16 protein-coding genes are annotated in these 17,020 nt (G+C 62.2%); 15 read left to right on the forward strand and 1 reads right to left on the reverse strand.

Translation table 11 applies throughout. The features are described from left to right. Positions 1-49: 49 nt before the first annotated feature. From ACFOJ9_RS07185 to ACFOJ9_RS07210, 6 genes are all read left to right on the forward strand, one after another. Positions 50-529: a hypothetical protein gene (locus ACFOJ9_RS07185; protein WP_378978017.1), complete on the forward strand. Its 480-nt coding sequence runs from the start codon at positions 50-52 to the stop codon at positions 527-529. Beyond that, positions 421-1,173, forward strand: a complete 753-nt coding sequence (locus tag ACFOJ9_RS07190) for a hypothetical protein (RefSeq protein ID WP_378978019.1) — start codon at positions 421-423, stop codon at positions 1,171-1,173. Before ACFOJ9_RS07185 ends, ACFOJ9_RS07190 begins: the two co-directional genes overlap by 109 nt. Continuing rightward, entirely contained in the window at positions 1,173-2,021 is an 849-nt protein-coding gene (locus ACFOJ9_RS07195; protein WP_378978021.1) for an IclR family transcriptional regulator, read from the forward strand. The genes ACFOJ9_RS07190 and ACFOJ9_RS07195 overlap by 1 nt, the downstream gene beginning before the upstream one ends. Before the next feature lie 29 nt (positions 2,022-2,050). Beyond that, the gene (locus tag ACFOJ9_RS07200) at positions 2,051-3,082 is read left to right on the forward strand and encodes a sugar ABC transporter substrate-binding protein (RefSeq protein WP_378978023.1); all 1,032 of its coding nucleotides are present in this window, start codon (positions 2,051-2,053) and stop codon (positions 3,080-3,082) included. A gap of 107 nt (positions 3,083-3,189) precedes the next feature. Next, positions 3,190-4,173, forward strand: a complete 984-nt coding sequence (locus ACFOJ9_RS07205; RefSeq protein WP_378978025.1) for an ABC transporter permease — start codon at positions 3,190-3,192, stop codon at positions 4,171-4,173. Continuing rightward, a complete protein-coding gene (locus ACFOJ9_RS07210) occupies positions 4,163-5,695 on the forward strand; it encodes a sugar ABC transporter ATP-binding protein (RefSeq protein WP_378978027.1) in 1,533 nt (510 codons plus the stop codon). The genes ACFOJ9_RS07205 and ACFOJ9_RS07210 overlap by 11 nt, the downstream gene beginning before the upstream one ends. 120 nt (positions 5,696-5,815) lie before the next feature. Here the strand turns inward: ACFOJ9_RS07210 and ACFOJ9_RS07215 are convergent, their stop codons facing one another. Further along, positions 5,816-6,043: a hypothetical protein gene (locus ACFOJ9_RS07215; protein WP_378978029.1), complete on the reverse strand. Its 228-nt coding sequence runs from the start codon at positions 6,041-6,043 to the stop codon at positions 5,816-5,818. On the opposite strand from ACFOJ9_RS07215, the gene ACFOJ9_RS07220 reads away from it, so the two are divergent. The 9 genes from ACFOJ9_RS07220 (at position 6,042) to ACFOJ9_RS07260 (ending at position 16,943) form a co-directional block, all read left to right on the forward strand. After that, complete coding sequence (locus ACFOJ9_RS07220) at positions 6,042-6,752, forward strand: ABC transporter permease (protein WP_378978031.1); 711 nt, start codon at positions 6,042-6,044, stop codon at positions 6,750-6,752. The two genes, ACFOJ9_RS07215 and ACFOJ9_RS07220, sit on opposite strands and share 2 nt — an antisense overlap. 1 nt (position 6,753) lies before the next feature. After that, positions 6,754-7,539: an SDR family NAD(P)-dependent oxidoreductase gene (locus ACFOJ9_RS07225; RefSeq protein ID WP_378978033.1), complete on the forward strand. Its 786-nt coding sequence runs from the start codon at positions 6,754-6,756 to the stop codon at positions 7,537-7,539. 21 nt (positions 7,540-7,560) lie between these two features. Next, positions 7,561-8,766: a CaiB/BaiF CoA transferase family protein gene (locus ACFOJ9_RS07230; RefSeq protein WP_378978035.1), complete on the forward strand. Its 1,206-nt coding sequence runs from the start codon at positions 7,561-7,563 to the stop codon at positions 8,764-8,766. Between the two features lie 2 nt (positions 8,767-8,768). Then, positions 8,769-9,557: an enoyl-CoA hydratase/isomerase family protein gene (locus ACFOJ9_RS07235; RefSeq protein ID WP_378978037.1), complete on the forward strand. Its 789-nt coding sequence runs from the start codon at positions 8,769-8,771 to the stop codon at positions 9,555-9,557. Continuing rightward, entirely contained in the window at positions 9,554-10,570 is a 1,017-nt protein-coding gene (locus ACFOJ9_RS07240) for a hypothetical protein (RefSeq protein WP_378978039.1), read from the forward strand. The genes ACFOJ9_RS07235 and ACFOJ9_RS07240 overlap by 4 nt, the downstream gene beginning before the upstream one ends. After that, positions 10,567-12,360, forward strand: coding sequence for a CoA-transferase (locus tag ACFOJ9_RS07245; RefSeq protein WP_378978041.1), 1,794 nt, complete (start codon positions 10,567-10,569; stop codon positions 12,358-12,360). The genes ACFOJ9_RS07240 and ACFOJ9_RS07245 overlap by 4 nt, the downstream gene beginning before the upstream one ends. A gap of 3 nt (positions 12,361-12,363) precedes the next feature. Beyond that, positions 12,364-13,212 carry an SMP-30/gluconolactonase/LRE family protein gene (locus ACFOJ9_RS07250; RefSeq protein WP_378978043.1) on the forward strand — a complete coding sequence of 283 codons (849 nt, stop codon included), beginning with the start codon at positions 12,364-12,366 and terminating at the stop codon, positions 13,210-13,212. 628 nt (positions 13,213-13,840) lie between these two features. Beyond that, positions 13,841-15,610, forward strand: coding sequence for a type I secretion system permease/ATPase (locus ACFOJ9_RS07255; protein ID WP_378978045.1), 1,770 nt, complete (start codon positions 13,841-13,843; stop codon positions 15,608-15,610). After that, positions 15,597-16,943 (forward strand): HlyD family type I secretion periplasmic adaptor subunit, encoded by a 1,347-nt coding sequence (locus ACFOJ9_RS07260; protein ID WP_378978047.1) that lies wholly within the window; start codon positions 15,597-15,599, stop codon positions 16,941-16,943. Before ACFOJ9_RS07255 ends, ACFOJ9_RS07260 begins: the two co-directional genes overlap by 14 nt. Positions 16,944-17,020: the final 77 nt, after the last annotated feature.

The following is a 17,020-nucleotide window of genomic DNA, read 5'->3' on the forward strand; positions in this document are numbered from 1 at the left end:
GGAGTCGGCGGGCCGGGCGCGTGCTCGGTTCAGGGAGGAATTGCCGGATATGACAAGACTGCGCGGTCTTGCGTGGGATCATCGACGCTGCTGGGGTCCGCTCGACGCCAGTGTCGGGCCGTATTGCGCTGGCAATGGCGGCCTGGAAATCGAATGGGATCGCCGAAGCCTCTATGAATTCGGCGAGGGCGCGCTTGGTCCGGTGCTCGGCACCTACGATCTCGTGGTGTTCGACCACCCCTTCATCGGCGACATCGCGCATGACGAGTTGATGGTGCCATTCGACGCCTATTTGTCGGCGGAGCAGATACGCCTCTTCGAACAGGATTCAGTTGGTGCATCCTGGCGTTCCTACGAAAAGAACGGGCGCCTTGCCAGGTCGCCTCCTACCGCCCGGATCTTCTGGAGCGCTATGGACCAGTGCCGCATACGCATGACGAGGTGGTCGAACTTGGCCGGCAGGCGCGCAAGGACGGGAAGTGGCTCGGACTTCCCTTCGTACCTACGGATGCCATGTGCATGCTTTTGACGCTCGGCCATCCGCAGGAAAACGGCGAGCAGTTCATGGCAAGGGAGGCGGTTGAGCAGGCCATCGCGCAGTTGCGCCAGCTCGCCGCGCTGTCGCATCCGAACTCATCGAAATGGAATCCGATCCGCTGCTATGACCACATGATCGCGCATGACGATGTTGTCTATGTGCCGTTCGCCTTCGGCTATGTAAACTACGCCTCGAAGCCCGAGAGGCCAAATCTGCGCTTCGCCGACGTGCCGACACCGCGCTGCGCCGGCGCCTTGCTCGGCGGTGCCGGCATTGGGGTCAGCGCCCAGTCGAAGCACAAGCAGGCGGCCGTCGATTACGCGCTGTTCCTGTGCTCGTCCGCCTATCAGCGGGGCGACTATGTGAAGGCAGGCGGACAGCCGGGATCTCTGGCGGCCTGGAAGGATGCCGAGGTCAACAAGCTTTCCGGCGATTTCTTCACCTCGACGCTGCGGACGATCGGCTCGTCCTATCTGCGTCCGACGCATCCGGGATTTATCGCCTTCTTCCGCGAATGCGCTCCGCATGCGGCCGCTGCCATCGCCGGTGACATGTCGGCGGCCGAACTCGCCGACCACGTCAATGGCCTCTACCACGAAACCAGGCAGGGTCAGCCGGAACGGAGCGTTGCGTGATGGCCACCAGCATTGCCGAAACACTCGACGAAGAAAGCGGCCGCAACGGCTACCGCGTGCCGGCGGTGGATAAGGCGCTCGACGTTCTGGAGTTCATGGCTGCCAGCGCCGAAACGCTGACCCAGACAGAGATCGCGGCCGGCCTGGGCCGCTCGATCCACGAAATCTACCGCATCCTGCTTCTCCTGGAGAAGCGCGGCTACATCTTCCGCACCCAATCGGACCGCTTCCGGCTGTCGCTGAAGCTGTTCGAACTGGCGCACATGCATCCGCCGGTAAACCGGCTTGTGGAATGCGCGCTGCCGGTGATGCGCGAATTGACCGCCAATGCCGATCAAAGCTGCCACCTGGTGGTGCGCGAAGGACAGAACGCGCTGGTGGTGTTGCAAATCGATTCGCCGTTGCCGATGCGCTACTCGGTTGCGCTGGGGTCGCATTTTCCGATGCTCGAAACCAGTTCTGGCGCGGTGCTGCTCGCTCATTCGAACCCGGCCGAACGCGACCGTATCGTCGAACGCATCATGGCCGCCGGCGAAGGGCAGGGGACGCGGGCCGAGATCGAAGCACGGCTGAACGAGGTTGCCAGCCTTGGCTACGAGATGCGCGCCTCATTGGCCGTCGAGGCCTGCACCAATATTTCCATGCCGGTGCGCGATCACACCGGCGCCGTCATCGCCGCGCTCACCGTGCCACTGCTGCCGCAGAAGGCGGCGCGGTTTGATCGCGAAACCGTCTTCGAACGCACCCGTGCTGCCGCCGAGAAAATATCGGCAACACTCGGCTGGGGCGAAGCCACCTCTGCGTTACGTGCCGACCCGGAACGGCGGGACTACCCGTTCAGCGATTAACAAAAAGCGACAAACCTGGGAGAAGAAAAATGCATTGGTCCAAGTCAATCCTGTTTGCATCCGCGGCTGTGCTTGCCATGGGCGCGGCAGCCGCGCATGCCGAGAACATGCCCAAGCGCATCGGCTACGTCACCAATTACGCCACCCATGAGTGGTACCAGAACGTCATCAAGGGCATGAAGGCTCACGGCAAGGAACTCGGGATCGAGGTCGAGGTACAGGACGCCAATCTCGACATATCCAAGCAGGTCGCCGCGGCCGAAGACTTCATCGCCAAGGGCGTTGACGTGCTGATCATCACCCCGGTGAATGAAGAAGGTGTGGTGCCGCTGCTGCGTCAAGCCAAAGCTGCCAACATCCCCGTGGTGCTTGAGGGCAACCCGGTCAAGGGCATGACCACAATGGTTGCCATCTGCGACTATGACACCGGCTATTTCTCCGGTGTCGAAGCCGGCAAATACGCCAAGGAGAAGCTGGGCGGCACTGCCAAGGTGATGAATGTCGGCCTGCCTCTGCTCTCCGCCACAGTGCTGCGCTCGCAGGGCTTCATGGACGGCCTGAAGACCATCGTGCCGGATGCGGTCATGGTCCACGACCTCGACGGCGGCGGCAATCCGGACCGCGCGCTCGAAGTGTCTTCGGCGGCGCTCGCCAAGAACGCCGACGTCAACATCATCTACGGCATCAACGATTCATCGTCGCTGGGCGGCCTGCAGGCTTGGAAGGCGGCCGGCAAGTCGCAGGATGGCCTGTTGACAGTGGGCACCGGCGGCGAGGGGCTTGCCTTCATCAACGCGATGCAGAACGAGCCCTCCTATCGGATCGAGGCCGCGATGTTCCCGGAGAAGGAAGGCTTCACGGCAATCGATGCCGCGGTCAAGCTCTTCAACAACGAGGAAGTGCCGGAGCACATCGTCAGCCCGACCGCGCCGATGAACGGAGAGGACTGGAAGAAGTTCTACGATTACGACGGCACCACCCGCACCATCAAATGGGATGCCGTCAATGCGCTGCAGCCGCCGGCAAAGTGCATGAAGACTTCGGCCGACCTTAAGAAATAAGGCTGGTCGACATTGCCCTTCCCGCGTCGCGGGAGGGCCTGCGCCAGGTGCTGCTGGCGGCATGGACAAAGCGTCGGGATTCAGCGCCTGCTCGGGAACGAACTGAAATGAGCGAACTCACACACGCCTCCGCGCCCAGGCGTTTTATCGGCGGCCAGCTTCTGGGCAGCAGCCAGCTTGTGCTGGGCGTCATCCTGGCGGTGCTGTGCATCGCCATCTCGATCGCGGCGCCACAGTTCTATTCGGAGGCCAATATCATCGCCATCCTGCGCCAATGCGCGCTGGTGCTGATCGTCGCCTCGGGCATGACCATGCTTATCATCACCGCCGAGGTCGACCTGTCGGTCGGCGCCTCGCTCGCCTTTGTCGGCTGTATCGGGATGGCCGTGCTCAATTCGACGCACAGCTTCGCGCTCGGCATGCTGGCGGCACTTGCCTTTGCTGGCGGGGTTGGCCTGTTCAACGGGCTGGTCGTCACCAGGCTGAGGGTCAATTCGCTGATCGCCACCATCGGCACGATGATGATGCTGCAGGGCGGCGTCTATCTGTTCACACGCGAGGCGGTGCAGAACCACAATCGGCTGACCAGCTTTACAGATCTCGGCGCTGGCTATGTCGGCGCGGTGCCGGTGCCCGTCATCCTGGCAGCCCTGATCTTCGTGGTTGCTTATGTCACTTTGCGCTTCACCACGCTTGGCCGTTACCTCTATGCGGTCGGCGCCAATGAAAAGGCGGTGCGCCTGTCCGGTGTGCGCTCGGAACGCCTCAAGCTGTTTGCCTTCGTCGTCACGGGCCTGTGTGTCGGCGTTGCCGGCATGATCCTGTCGTCGCTGATGAACGCCGGGCAGCCGACCGCCGGGCGCGGTTTCGAGCTGACGGTTATCGCGGCCGTCATCCTCGGCGGCACCAGCCTGCTCGGCGGCCGCGGCTCGCTGTTCGGCACCTTGCTCGGCGTGCTGGTGCTGAAGGTGATCGACAACGGCATCATTATTCTCGGCTGGAACCAGGACCTGCAAATGGTGGTGCCGGGCGTCGTCATCATCCTGGCAACTTATCTCGACATCATCCGGAACAGAGCCAATGTCCGTTGATTTCCTCCACCCCGGCGAAGGCGCGGCCATCGACACAAACGTGCCGGCGCTGGAACTGCGTGGCATCGACAAGCGCTTTCCGGGCGTCGTGGCGCTGGACAATGTCGACTTCACCCTGGAACCCGGCAAGATCCATGCCCTGATGGGCGAAAACGGCGCCGGCAAGTCGACGCTGATCAAGATCATGGCCGGCGTCTACGGCAAGGATGCCGGGACCATGCGCCTGCGCGGACGCGAGGTCGACATCAAGTCGCCGCGCGACAGCCTGAAAGAGGGCATCAAGGTCGTGTTCCAGGAGATCGCGCTGATCTCCGAATTCACCGTCGCCGAGAACATCTTCCTCGAAGGCTATCCGACCGGCAAATCCGGCTCGATCGACTGGAAGAAGATCCGCGCCGATTCAGCAGCACTCTTCAACCGCATCGGCTTCAACGTCGATCCGGCGGCGCGGACGGGATCGCTGCCGGTCAGCCAGCAGCAGATGGTCGAGATCGCCCGTGCACTCGCCCATGAAGCCCGTGTCGTGGTGATGGACGAGCCGACGTCTTCATTGACCCCGAATGAAGTCTCGTTGCTCTTCACCGTCATTCGCCGGCTGGCCGCACTCGGCATCGCGGTTGTCTATGTCAGCCACAAACTCGACGAGGTCTTCGAGATCGCCGACACGGTGACGGTGCTGCGCGACGGACGCCACATCTCGACCAAGCCGATCGGCGAGCACACCAACGACACGCTGATCCAGGACATGATCGGCCGGCGCATCGACAATCTGTTTCCGCGCAAGCGTGGCGAGCCTGGAACCAAGGTCGCTCTTTCGGTCGCGGGGCTCAGCACCGCCAGGAAGCTCAAGGATGTATCGTTCGAGGCACGCGCCGGCGAGGTCCTCGGCTTCTTCGGATTGATGGGTGCGGGCCGAACCGAGCTCGCCAAGGCAATGGTCGGTTACGACCCGATTACCTCCGGCACGATCGTCGTCGAGGGGCAGCGGCTTGCGCCACACGACACGCGCACCGGCGTCAGGCTCGGCATCGGCCTGCTCACCGAGGACCGCAAGAGCGAAGGGCTGATGGGCGAGCTGCCCGTCTACCAGAATGCCAGCCTCGCCTCGCTTGGCTCCTTCGCCCGCATGGGTTTCATCGACGAGACGAAAGAACACAGGGCGGTGCAGGACTATGTCGACCGCTTCCGCATCAAGACCCCCAGCTTGTTCCAGCAAGTGAAGAATCTGTCCGGCGGCAATCAGCAGAAGGTGTTGATTTCGCGCTGGCTGATGCGGGGGCTGAAGGTGATCGTCGTCGACGAGCCGACCCGCGGCATCGATGTCGGCGCCAAGTCGGAGATATTCGCGCTGATCGACCGGCTCGCCGGTGAAGGCCTGGCGGTCGTCATGATGACGTCCGAGATGCCGGAGCTGCTGGGCCTTGCCGACCGGGTCGCTGTGATGTGCGAAGGCCGTTTGACCGCGATCATGTCGCGCGACGAAGCCACGCAGGAGAAAATCCTCAATGCGGCGATCGGATAAGACCATGATGTTTTGTGGCAGCACTCCCTGCGGTCCAGATCACGTCTTCGAAGGGAGCAGGCGATGAGCCTTGCAAGCACCGGTGCCGTGAAAGCTCAGCCATCTATGCTGGCGCGGCTCTTAGCCCGCCAGGAACTGGCGCTGCTCGCCTGCCTCATCCTGGTGCTGGCGTTCTTTTCCTTCACGGTCGAGAATTTCTTTTCCGTGCGCAATATGACCAACGTCCTCGGGCAGGCTTCGCTCGCGCTCACCGCCGGCATTGGCTGCGCCATCGTCTTCATTTCCGGCGAGGTCGACATCTCGATCGGATCGTTGCTGGCGACCATCGCCCTGCCTCTGATCATTCATGAACGACACCAATTCGCTGCTGCTCGGCGTCAGCGGCGCGCTGCTGTTCGGTCTGATCATCGGTGCGGTCAACGGCTATCTCACCGCCTATGCCGGCATCAACTCGCTGATAGTGACCCTGGGCACGATGTTCATCATGCGTGGCGGCGTCTATCTCTACACCGGCCAGCGTGCGATCCCGGACGATGCTTCCCTCGACAGCTTCATCGCACTGTCGGACGGCCGCCTGTTCAACATCATCCCGTATTCGGCTGTCATCGCCATCGTCCTGCTTGCCGTCTTCGCCTACATGATGCGGCACCGGCCGTTCGGGCGTCAGATCTACGCCGTCGGCGGCAATCCGGAAGTGGCGCGGCTGGCCGGCTACGACGTGCGGCGCGTCAAGTTCATCTGCTTCATCATCAGCTCGCTGCTGGCAACGGTTGCCGGCATCATCCTGGCAGCACGCGTCGGCTCGGCACAGCATACGGCCGGACTGAACTTTGAATTCCAGGTCGTCGCCGCAACCGTGCTTGGCGGGGTGAGCCTTGCCGGCGGCATCGGCAGCCTGACCGGCATGGCGCTCGGCGTGCTGATCTTGCAGTTCCTGTCCAACGGACTGCGCGGGCTTGGCCTGCCGACCGAATGGCAACTGGTCATCACCGGCATGATCATCATCGCCGCCGTCGCCTTCGACGAGGCGAAGCGACGCCGGGCGCAAGGAGACTGATATGGCTCGACTCGAAGCAAAGATCGCCGTCATCACCGGCGCCGCCGACGGCATCGGCCACGCGATCACCGAGGCAATGGCGCGGGAGGGCGCACATGTCTTCCTGGGCGACATCGCCGACAAGGCGGGCGAGGATTTTGCGGCGGCGCTGCGCGCGGCCGGCTACCGTGCCGACTATGTGCATTGCGACGTGTCGAAGGAGGCCGATATCGTCAGCCTCATCGACAGCGCCGTCAAGAAGACCGGACGCCTCGACGTGATGGTCAACAACGCGGCCATCGCCATTGGCGGCATGCCGGTGCACGAGATGACAGACGAGCAGTGGCACCGGCTGATCGCGGTCAACCTGACCAGCGTGTTTCGCGGCTGCAAATACGCGCTGCCGCACATGATCGCGCAAAGATCGGGCTCGATCATCAACATGGCCTCGGCGCAGGGCCATATCGGCCTCGACGGCTGGACCGCCTATGCCGGCGCCAAGGGCGCGGTGATGGCGATGACACGCCAGATGGCGGTCGAGTTTGGTCCGATGAACGTCCGCGTCAATTCAATTTCGCCCGGCACCATCAACACGCCGATGAACGACAGGCTGATCAAGGAGATCGGCGGCAACCTCGCCAAGGCGTGGGTCAAGATGCATCCGCTCGGCCGCATCGGCGAGCCTTCCGAAGTGGCCGAGGCCGCTGTCTATCTCGCCTCCGACGCTGCTGGCTTCACCACCGGCACCGACCTGCGCGTCGACGGAGGCCTGACCGCCGCCCCGCGCTACGTTCCTGAACTGCTTTGAAAACACGAAACGAGACATGAAATGAACAAGGCCCTCGAAGGCGTCCGCATCCTCGATTTCAGCCATCTGCTGCAGGGGCCGTTCGCCACGCAATTGCTGGGCGACATGGGCGCCGACGTCATCAAGGTCGAGCGCGCCGGCGCCGGCGACATGTTCCGCGGCATGACCTTCTTCGCCAAATGGGTGGGTGGTTCGGAGAGCCCGAACTTCCTCGCCTGGAACCGCAACAAGCGTTCTATCGCGCTCAACCTGAAGAGCCGCAAGGTGCACGCCATCCTCATGGAGATGGCCAAGAGCGCCGACGTGGTGGTGCAGAATTTCCGTCCCGGCGTGCTGGCCAAGCTCGGCTATGGCTATGAGGACTTCAAGGCCGTCAATCCGCGCATCATCTACTGCTCGGGCTCCGGCTATGGCGAGGAAGGCCCTTATGTCGAGCGCCCCGGCCAGGACATGCTGATCCAGGGGCTTGCCGGGCTGATTGCCAATACCGGCCGCGGAGACCAGGCCCCGGTTCCCGCCGGCGCCGGTCTCGCTGACCAGATCGGCGCCATGAACATGGTCTATGGTATCCTCTCGGCCCTCTACTATCGCGAGAAGACCGGCAAGGGCCAGAAGATCGAGGTCAACCTGCTGGCTGGTCTGCTGGCGCATCTCAACCAGGAATATGTCGCCGTTCTCAATCTCGGCGAGGACTTCGCGCGACCGAATTCCGGCATCGGCCATCCCGGCATGCAGGCGCCGTTCGGCATCTACGAGACGAAGGACGGCGGCTACATATCTATCGCCATGAGCCCGTTCAAGACGCTCTACGAGGTGCTGGAGGCGCCGCAGCTTGCCGTCTACGACGACCTGAAAACCCTGTTCGACAAGCGCGACGAGGTGTTCGACAAGGTCAACGCCGAGACCAAGAAGTTCGCCACGCAGGATCTGTTGGCGCGGCTGCTGGCAGTCGACATCTGGTGCGCCGAAGTGAAGGATATCCGCCGCGCGGCGGAGGACCCGCAGGTCAAGCATATGGGGATGATCACCAGCTATGATCATCCGCGCGGCGGCAAGGTGCGAGTGGTGGCACCCGCAGTCAAGATGAGCGAGACGCCCGCAACCATCGAGCGGCCAGCGCCGCTGGTCGGCCAGCATGGCCGCGAGATCCTGGCCGAGTTCGGCCTGTCCAAGGACGAGATTGCCGCATTGGAAGCGTCCGGCGACATGACCGTGGACGCGGCCTGACGATGCGAACCTATCAGACACTTACGGTCGAAACTTCGGGCCGCGTTGCGATCGTCACCTTCCGGCGCGCCGACCAGCTCAACGCCATGAACCGGGTGATGCAAGGTGAGATCACCGAGGCCTTCGAGGCGTTGTCGGACGACTCGGGCGTCGGCGCGATCGTGGTGACCGGCGAAGGACGCGGCTTCATGGCCGGCGCCGACATCAAGGAATATGCCGCCCAGACCGCCTCCGAGTTTGACACGTTCCAGGCTGCCGGCACGCGCATGTATGCGGCGATCGAGAACAACCGCAAGCCGGTGATCGCGGCGGTCAACGGCTTCGCCCTGGGCGGCGGCATGGAACTGGTGTTGTGCTGTGACATCGTGATCGCGAACCAGTTTGCAAAACTCGGCCTGCCGGAGATCAAGCTCGGGCTGGCTCCTGGCGGAGGCGGCACGCAGCGCAGCGTCGCCAAGCTCGGCCGCAACCGCGCCAATCTTCTGCTGATGACCGGCGCCATCGTACCGACCTCCGAATTCGTCGCTGCCGGCCTGGTCAACGAGATCGTCGATGTCGACAGGCTGATGCCGCGCGCGCTGGAACTGGCTGAGATGATCGCCGCCGAGCCCGGCGACGCGATCGAAGGGTTGAAAGCCCTGACGGCGCATGCCGTGTCTGGTGATCTGGCCGAAGGTCTCGCCATGGAACGTGTCAAATTGGGCGACCTCTATCGCAGCGAGATCGGCCAGCAGCGCGTCAAGGAGTTCGCCGACAAGAGCGCCGCGCGAGTGAAGAAGGCCGGCCCATGAAGGCCGGCGACGACCATCGCGGACTGGGCTGGGCGCACGGCGCGCTGACGGTCCAGCGGCTCGGCGCGATGCTGGCGCCGGTCACGTTCGTGCTGGCGGGCGGCCGTCAGATATCGCCGATGCATATCGCACCCTGGTCGAACGAACCGGGAGCGGAAGCGCTGCCGGGCATTCTGCGCCGGTTGCGCGGCGAGTGGCCTTGCGTGCCGTTCGGCTATTCGGTGCCTGCCGACGGATGGCCCGAGGACTGGGCGCGCGTGATGGGGCCGCCGGAGCCGGACGAAGAAGTCCACGGCCATGGCTCCAATCATGACTGGACCTGGCGCGACAGCGACAGCGGGTCGTTGTCCCTGGTGTTGGCCTATCCCCAGGAAAGCCCGGTCGAGCGCGTAGAGCGTACAGTGACGCCCGATCCATCGGCGCCGGCCATCGACATTGAATTCAAGATCGTCGTCCGCCGTGCCTGCCGCTTGCCGATCGGCCTGCACCCGGTGTTCCGGTTGCCGGCAGAGACCGGCGCTGCCACGCTCGAACTCGGCGGCTTCGATGAGGGCCGTACCTATCCACACGATGTGGAGCCCGGCGCGGCGCTGTTTGCCAGGAACAAAACCTTCTTCGAACTGATCGCCGTGCCATCGCGCACCGGGGGTGCGATCGATGCCTCACTGCTGCCTCTGGCTGCCGACACGGAGGAACTGCTGCAGATCGAAGGCCTCGACGGCACGGCCGCGCTCGCCAACCACGAGGACGGCTACAGGGTAAAACTCTCCTGGCAGAAGGAGCATTTTCCGAGCCTTCTGCTCTGGTACTCCAATCGCGGCCGCAAGGCTGCGCCATGGAATGGGCGCCATGTCGCCATCGGCATCGAGCCGATCTGCTCGCCCTTCGGGCTCGGCCCGGCGACCGCACTGGCCGACAATCCGATCGCGCAAGCCGGCATTGCGACGGCGCTGGAATTCTCGCCCGAAAGACCGTTCGTGACCCGCTATCGCATCGAGGCATCCGCGCTGTGAAAGATCGTACGGCAGTCTCTCTGGTTAAGTCGAACCGGCCGCGCTTCACCGATGTCGAGGGACTGGCCGCGATGGTCAGCCAAGGCGACTCCTTCGGCGTCGGTGGTCACCATTTTGCCCGCCTGCCGATCGCATTGCTGCGCGCGATCGCCCGGTCCGGCACCAAGGACTTGCGTTATGTTTGCTGGGCCGGCGGCTTGCCGCTTGAACTGCTGCTCGAGGCGGATGCGGTGGCCGAGATCGACCTCTGCTTTTCCAGCTTGGATGTTTTTGGCCTTCCACCGCGGTTCCGTGCCGCTGCCGAGACCGGGGCAATTCCAGTCCGCGATTGGACAGCGCTGGCGATGATTCAGGCGCTGCGGGCGGCGCAGCAGAACTTGCCTTCCATGCCGTTCCAGATTCCGCTGGGATCGGACATGTTGGCGCGCGTGCCGGGTGCGAGCGGCAGGCCCGATCCGATTTCAGGGAGCGCTACCGGATTTATCCCTCCGCTGCGGCTCGATACATTCGTCGTCCACACGCAGCGCGCGGACGAAAGCGGCAACGTCCAGATCATCGGGCCACGCGCACTGGACTTCGCAATGGCGGGCGCGGCGCGGCAGGTGCTGGTCACGGTCGAGGAAATCGTCCCGGTTGGGGCACTGCGGCAGGACGGGCGCCAGAGCATCCTCACCCGCAATCAGGTCTCGGCCATAGCGCTGGCGCCGGGCGGCGCCTATCCGGCGTCTTGCCTACCGTTCTATGTCACCGATTATCAGGCATTGTCGGAGGCATTCGCGACCAGGGAAGCACCTTTGTCGGACAATCTGCGCCAACCTTCCGGAGGCGTGCCGGCTCTGCTTCAAGAAGCTGCAAAGGTCGGCGCTGAGACGATCCTTGCCATGCCAGCACTCGCGCGCAGCGAACTAACGTCCTCCGTTGACGAGATCATTGCCGCACGCATCGCCGCCGAACTTGACAATGAAAGCTTTGCCAGCGCTGGCGCGGTGTCGCCGCTGGCCAACGTCGCCTACCGACTGGCCAAGGCGACGCACGCGCCTGATATGATCATCGCGACGATGAGCTGCGGCCATCTCGACATCGCGCCGAGCCCGATGATCCTCTCGCTGATCGAAAGTCTGGACTGCGAGACGGCGGTGGCGCATGCCGGCGGCGACGACACCTACTCGACCTATTATCAGGCAGGTGCCGTGACGCATGAAATTGTCGGCGCGGCACAGGTCGACCGGCGCGGCCGCGTCAACACCATCGCGCTGCGCAAGCGTGATGGTGGCCTCATCCGGCTGCCTGGGCAAGGCGGCATGGCCGACGTCGCCAACATGCATCGCGATTACCTTCTCTACGTCCCCCGACATTCGGTTCAGTCACTAGTGGACAACGTCGAGATCGTCAGTTCGGCTCGCGGGCTGCTGACGCCGGCTGAGCGCGAGCCGATGGGCTATCGCACCGGCAAGGCATTGGTCTTCACCGATCTCTGCGTCTTTCGGCTCGATCCGACATCCAGGGAATTGACCGTCATCGAAACCATGCCTGGCATCACGCATCAGCAGATCCGCGACACCACAGGATTTGCGGTGACGTTCGATGCCGGGTGCCGGGAAATATCGCAGCCTTCCAACGACACGCTCGCCGTCCTGCGAAATCGGATCGACCCGCTCGGCCTGCGTCGCCTGGAATTCGTCAGCGCGAAGGAGCGTGGTGCACTCATCGCCGAGATTCTGGCCGCCGACCGCGCCATGGTCGAGCACTGTATCGCCGCACAGCAAAGCGCGCGCACCGTAAGGAGCTGATTCATGGCAAAGCCGCTGCTCGACATGTCCGCCGCGCGCGTCTTCTTCGACGGCATCTTCACCAGCCCACGCGTCGCGCATCCGGAGGGCGTGGCCATCCACAGCGATGGGTCCATCTGGTGCGGCACTGAAACCGGCGATCTCCTGCGGCTGACCGCCGATGGTAGCTCGGTCGAGCGCATCGGCGGCACGGATGGCTTTCTGCTGGGCATTGCCTTCGACAGCGCCGGCAACTGTTTTGCCTGCGACCTGAAGCATGCTGCGATCTTTCGTTGGGATGCCGCGACAGCGCGCATGGAGCACTTCGCGTCGTCTGGCATCCGTGTGCCGAACTATCCGATCGTCGACGAGGCGAGAGGCTGGCTTTACGTGTCCGACAGTGTCGGCGAGGACAATCGCTCGGGCATCTTCCGCTACGATCTCAAGACGGGCGAGGGCGGTCTGTGGTGCCAGGAGGCGATGTCGTTCGCCAATGGCATGGCCATGGCGCCGGACGGCAACGGCCTCTATGTCGTGGAGAGCAACGCGCCTTGCATCAGTTATGTACCGATCCGCACCGACGGCACGGCAGGGGCGCGCAAACTTGTCGTTGAAGGCGTGCACAATGTTCCAGATGGCGTCGCCTTCGCGCCTGACGGCTCGCTGTTCATCTCATGCTACGAGCCAAGCCGGATCTATCGCTGGCGAAAAGACCGAGGTCTCGAAGTGCTGATCGAGGATCCAACGGCGACCACCCTGGCTCACCCCACCAACATCGCCTTCAAGGGCGACAAACTCTACACCGCTAATCTTGGTCGCTGGCACATCACGGAAATTGATTTGGCAGCACTTCCAAACTTGAGCAGTGCTTAACTCGCCCGCGAAAGCGCGAGAGCCGCGACCAGTCGAAATCGGGCAGATGGAGCGTGCCGTCATCTCATCAGGCTTCTAAGATCACGCGGTAGCCCGGCGGAAATGTCTCATCGACCGCCGGATGCTCCCCCCTGATCAAGTGTTCGAACTGCGCCTGTGCCCTGCGGAATATGCGTATGTCCGCTGAACTGCGACACCGACCAACTTCATGACGGTCTTGATGTCTGCATTTGCGCGGCGTTGAAAAATATTTAACAGCGATTTCAATTGGTTATACAATATTTTGAACAGTCGAGTGGAGTACGGGGAAGACGTCAATAGCGCAGTTTCAGCGGGCTAATCGCCTTCTGTCTTGCTCGGCGTGCCTGTGGGACGAAGGCACAGGCAATGTCTTTGTCTGCACCAAGCCAACAGAGTCATCCAGTATTCAAAACCGCAGCAGGCCTACCTGTCGGAGCGCCTCAGCCCGCTTCGGCGCTTTACTAAGAATCTGAATCGGTGGCATCACGACACCGTATGATATATAAAGACTGTCTAATGTGATCGCTTGTCCGGGGGGCAATTTTGGATGCCCAGCTTTACGAACAGAAGGGATTGGATGCCCAGCTTTACGAACAGAAGGGATTGGATGCCCAGCTTTACGAACAGAAGGGTGCTATCGAGGAGCGTGGTCGAAATGGGCCTCTTCTCCGCGGTGATGAACACCCTGGTGTTAATTCTGCCTCTCTACATGTTGCAGGTGTATGATCGCGTCTTGCCCGCGGCCAATCTGGATACTCTCACCTACCTGACCCTTCTTGCGCTTTCGTCGCTCTTGCTCTTCGGCGTGCTCGAAATCGTACGGGGGGTATATGCGAGCCGACTGGCCGCGCGACTGGATGTCTCTTTGGGCACATCGTCTTTTCTCGCCGCAATGAGCGGCCCCCGCGCTGGGCTCGGCGATATCCAGGCCTTGCGCGACTTGGCCACCCTGCGGGGGTTCATCGCTTCACGAACCATTTTCTTTCTCTTCGACCTTCCTTTCGGGCCCATTTTCGTGGGCCTCCTCTATTTTATCCACCCGTTGCTCTTCCTTGTAACGGTCGTCGGAGCGGTTCTCATGGTTGCCATCGCGGTGCTGAACCAGGTCGCGAGTTCGCGACCTGGCAAGGAGGCGGCGGAGAATCTCAGTGCCTCAATGAATTCGGCGCAGGCCTTCGCGCGAAACTTCGAAACGGTCCGTGCACTCGGCATGGTGTCCAACGCCATAGAGTTCTGGGGTGCCCGTTTTTCCGGCTCGCTGCACGCCTCGGATGGGCTCGCTCGCATCAACGCATTTTATGGCGGTGTGTCCCGCACCACGCGATCGGTACTGCAAATCGCGATATTAGGTGTCGGCGCCTATCTGGTTCTGCACAACGAGATGACCGCCGGTATGATATTTGCGTCCTCGATGATTTCCGCGCGCGCTTTGCAACCTCTTGATCAGATCGTTGGAAGCTGGCGGCAGATCACCGACGCCAATCTCGCATGGAAGAGGCTTTCGGCTTCCCGATCTGGACCGGACAAGCAGGAAAACATAGCATTGCCGGCCCCTGAAGGAGCGTTGAGCGCGGATCAGATAGTCTATCAGCTTCCCGGATCGACCGACGGCGCGCTGCCGCTCATAAAACGGGTGACCTTCGAGGTCCCCGCTGGCGAAACCGTCGCTATCGTCGGTCCGAGCCAGGCCGGAAAATCGACGCTGGCGCGGCTTATCGTCGGTGCCATTCAACCTCGTTCTGGCGCGATCCGCATCGATGGCGGCGATATTCGAAACTGGGATCCCGAGGAGCTCGGCCGTCACATTGGCTACCTTCCGCAGGATGTGGAACTCTTCCCAGGAACAATCGCCCAGAACATTTCGCGTTTTGAGCCGGATGCAGCCGACGAAAAGTTAGTCCGGGCGGCCCAGCAGGCGCAGGTGCATGAGCTCATCTTGGGGCAGAGGAACGGGTACTCGACGGTGATCGGCCCCGCTGGCGTTCGTCTCTCCGGCGGTGAGCGTCAGCGTATTGGCCTTGCGCGCGCTTTTTACGGCGATCCCAAGATCCTGATGCTCGACGAGCCCAATGCAAATCTTGATACTTATGGCGAAGCCGCGCTCGTGCGCGCGATCATCCAGGCGCGTTCACGAAAAACCACCGTGCTTGTCATCACCCACCGACCCTCCCTCGCAGCCAAATGCGATCGCATACTTATGCTGCGCAATGGTCAGGTCGAGATCTACGGTTCGACCAAGGACGTGCTCGACAAACTTGCCGAGCGACAGGGCCAAGCCACATCGCCCGCAACCTCCCAGTCACGTGACAACGTAGGAGTGGTGCCTTTCCCGTCACCGACACGCGTGGAGATAAAGGTCGCCAATGACGGTTCCTAGCCAAACCATTCAGGCGGGCGCCAAGACGTATCGCTGGCAACGCGACGTCGATACACGCACCGATCGGATCACGCTGGCGGGGTATGGAAGCGTGGCCGTTTTCTTGCTCGGCTTCGGATTCTGGGCAGCCACTGCACCGATTGCAGGAGCAACGATCGCGCCAGGGGTGGTAGCAGCAGCAGGGCAAAATGTCATGATCCAGCACCTCGAAGGAGGCGTGGTCAACATGATCAAGGTCCGGGAGGGCGACAGGGTCTCAAGAGGCCAGGCCCTGATTGTGCTCGATCCGACGGTGGCGCAGTCCCAGCTCAACCGCGTTCTCAAGCAGTGGGTTGCACAAAAAGCTGAAATCTCGCGGCTCGAGGCAGAGCGGGACGGCCTCGAGAAAATTGTCTTGTCCAGCGACCTCGGAGCCTATTCAGGCGCTTCCGAATATAGCGATGTCTTCGGAGAGCAAAACAAGGAATTTCAGGCTCGGTTGGCGCGCTATGCCGCGGAACAGGGGATTCTGAAGCAAAGGGTAACGGCTCTCCAGGACGCGATTGTTGGGCTAAGGGCTCAAAAGAAGGCAGCGGAAAATCAAATTGCGATCGTCACCGGGGAGACGGAGCGAAAAAAAGACCTGCTGGAAAAAGGACTCACAAATCGTTCTGAATACACCGATCTTCTGCGCAGCACCGCCGAGCTGGTAGGCCAGGCGGGGTCTCTGGAGGCGCAGATTGCCAGCTCGGCGACGCAAACTGTGGAAGCGCGTCAGCAGATTGAACGACTTACAACCAGCCGGGTCGAGGATGCCGTTACGGAATTGAACAAAGCACGGGCGCAGGTCGCTGATCTCGAGGAACAAATCAACGCTGGTCGATCGGTCCTGGACCGGACGACCATCCGGGCGCCGGTGGACGGCATCATCGTTAGATCGCTCTACAATTCCCAAGGCAGCGTCATCCGTCCAGGAGAGGTGGCGATGGAGCTTCTGCCGACCACCAACGAGTTCATTGTCGAGGCCAGGATCAAGCCCGAAGATATAGACTCAATCCGGGTGGGGCAGGACGCAAACATGATGTTCACGGCGCTCAACGCGCGCACGACGCCGAAAGTGCCCGGAAAGGTGTTTTACATTTCGGCGGACCGGCTGATCACACCCAGCACGGGACTGCCTTACTTCACCGTCCGGCTTAAAATGGCCGACAAGCTGCCGCCGCAGATCAAGCCCGAACAGATCTATCCAGGCATGCCGGTCGAAACGTTCATCTCAACCGGCGAACGGACGTTTCTGGCCTACCTGGCCAAGCCCCTGATGGATTCGTTCCAACGCGCCTTCCGGGAGAGATAGGCCCGCCCCGCCTGCTAGATATCGGAGGCTCCGATGTGAAGCGGGCGCCGGATTAATCAGGCGCCCGCTATCACATT

The organism is Mesorhizobium cantuariense (genome assembly GCF_042647205.1).
Taxonomy (GTDB): Bacteria; Pseudomonadota; Alphaproteobacteria; order Rhizobiales; family Rhizobiaceae; genus Mesorhizobium; species Mesorhizobium cantuariense.

Excerpts from the sequence above, each read along its gene's own strand:
- ACFOJ9_RS07260 (WP_378978047.1), top strand. The coding sequence starts at position 15,597 with ATGACGGTTCCTAGCCAAACCATTCAGGCGGGCGCCAAGACGTATCGC.
- ACFOJ9_RS07230 (WP_378978035.1), top strand. The coding sequence starts at position 7,561 with ATGAACAAGGCCCTCGAAGGCGTCCGCATCCTCGATTTCAGCCATCTG.
- ACFOJ9_RS07235 (WP_378978037.1), top strand. The coding sequence starts at position 8,769 with ATGCGAACCTATCAGACACTTACGGTCGAAACTTCGGGCCGCGTTGCG.
- ACFOJ9_RS07205 (WP_378978025.1), top strand. The coding sequence starts at position 3,190 with ATGAGCGAACTCACACACGCCTCCGCGCCCAGGCGTTTTATCGGCGGC.
- ACFOJ9_RS07195 (WP_378978021.1), top strand. The coding sequence starts at position 1,173 with ATGGCCACCAGCATTGCCGAAACACTCGACGAAGAAAGCGGCCGCAAC.
- ACFOJ9_RS07255 (WP_378978045.1), top strand. The coding sequence starts at position 13,841 with ATGCCCAGCTTTACGAACAGAAGGGTGCTATCGAGGAGCGTGGTCGAA.
- ACFOJ9_RS07185 (WP_378978017.1), top strand. The coding sequence starts at position 50 with ATGACAAGACTGCGCGGTCTTGCGTGGGATCATCGACGCTGCTGGGGT.
- ACFOJ9_RS07210 (WP_378978027.1), top strand. The coding sequence starts at position 4,163 with ATGTCCGTTGATTTCCTCCACCCCGGCGAAGGCGCGGCCATCGACACA.
- ACFOJ9_RS07215 (WP_378978029.1), bottom strand. The coding sequence starts at position 6,043 with ATGAATGATCAGAGGCAGGGCGATGGTCGCCAGCAACGATCCGATCGA.
- ACFOJ9_RS07240 (WP_378978039.1), top strand. The coding sequence starts at position 9,554 with ATGAAGGCCGGCGACGACCATCGCGGACTGGGCTGGGCGCACGGCGCG.
- ACFOJ9_RS07225 (WP_378978033.1), top strand. The coding sequence starts at position 6,754 with ATGGCTCGACTCGAAGCAAAGATCGCCGTCATCACCGGCGCCGCCGAC.
- ACFOJ9_RS07200 (WP_378978023.1), top strand. The coding sequence starts at position 2,051 with ATGCATTGGTCCAAGTCAATCCTGTTTGCATCCGCGGCTGTGCTTGCC.
- ACFOJ9_RS07220 (WP_378978031.1), top strand. The coding sequence starts at position 6,042 with ATGAACGACACCAATTCGCTGCTGCTCGGCGTCAGCGGCGCGCTGCTG.
- ACFOJ9_RS07250 (WP_378978043.1), top strand. The coding sequence starts at position 12,364 with ATGGCAAAGCCGCTGCTCGACATGTCCGCCGCGCGCGTCTTCTTCGAC.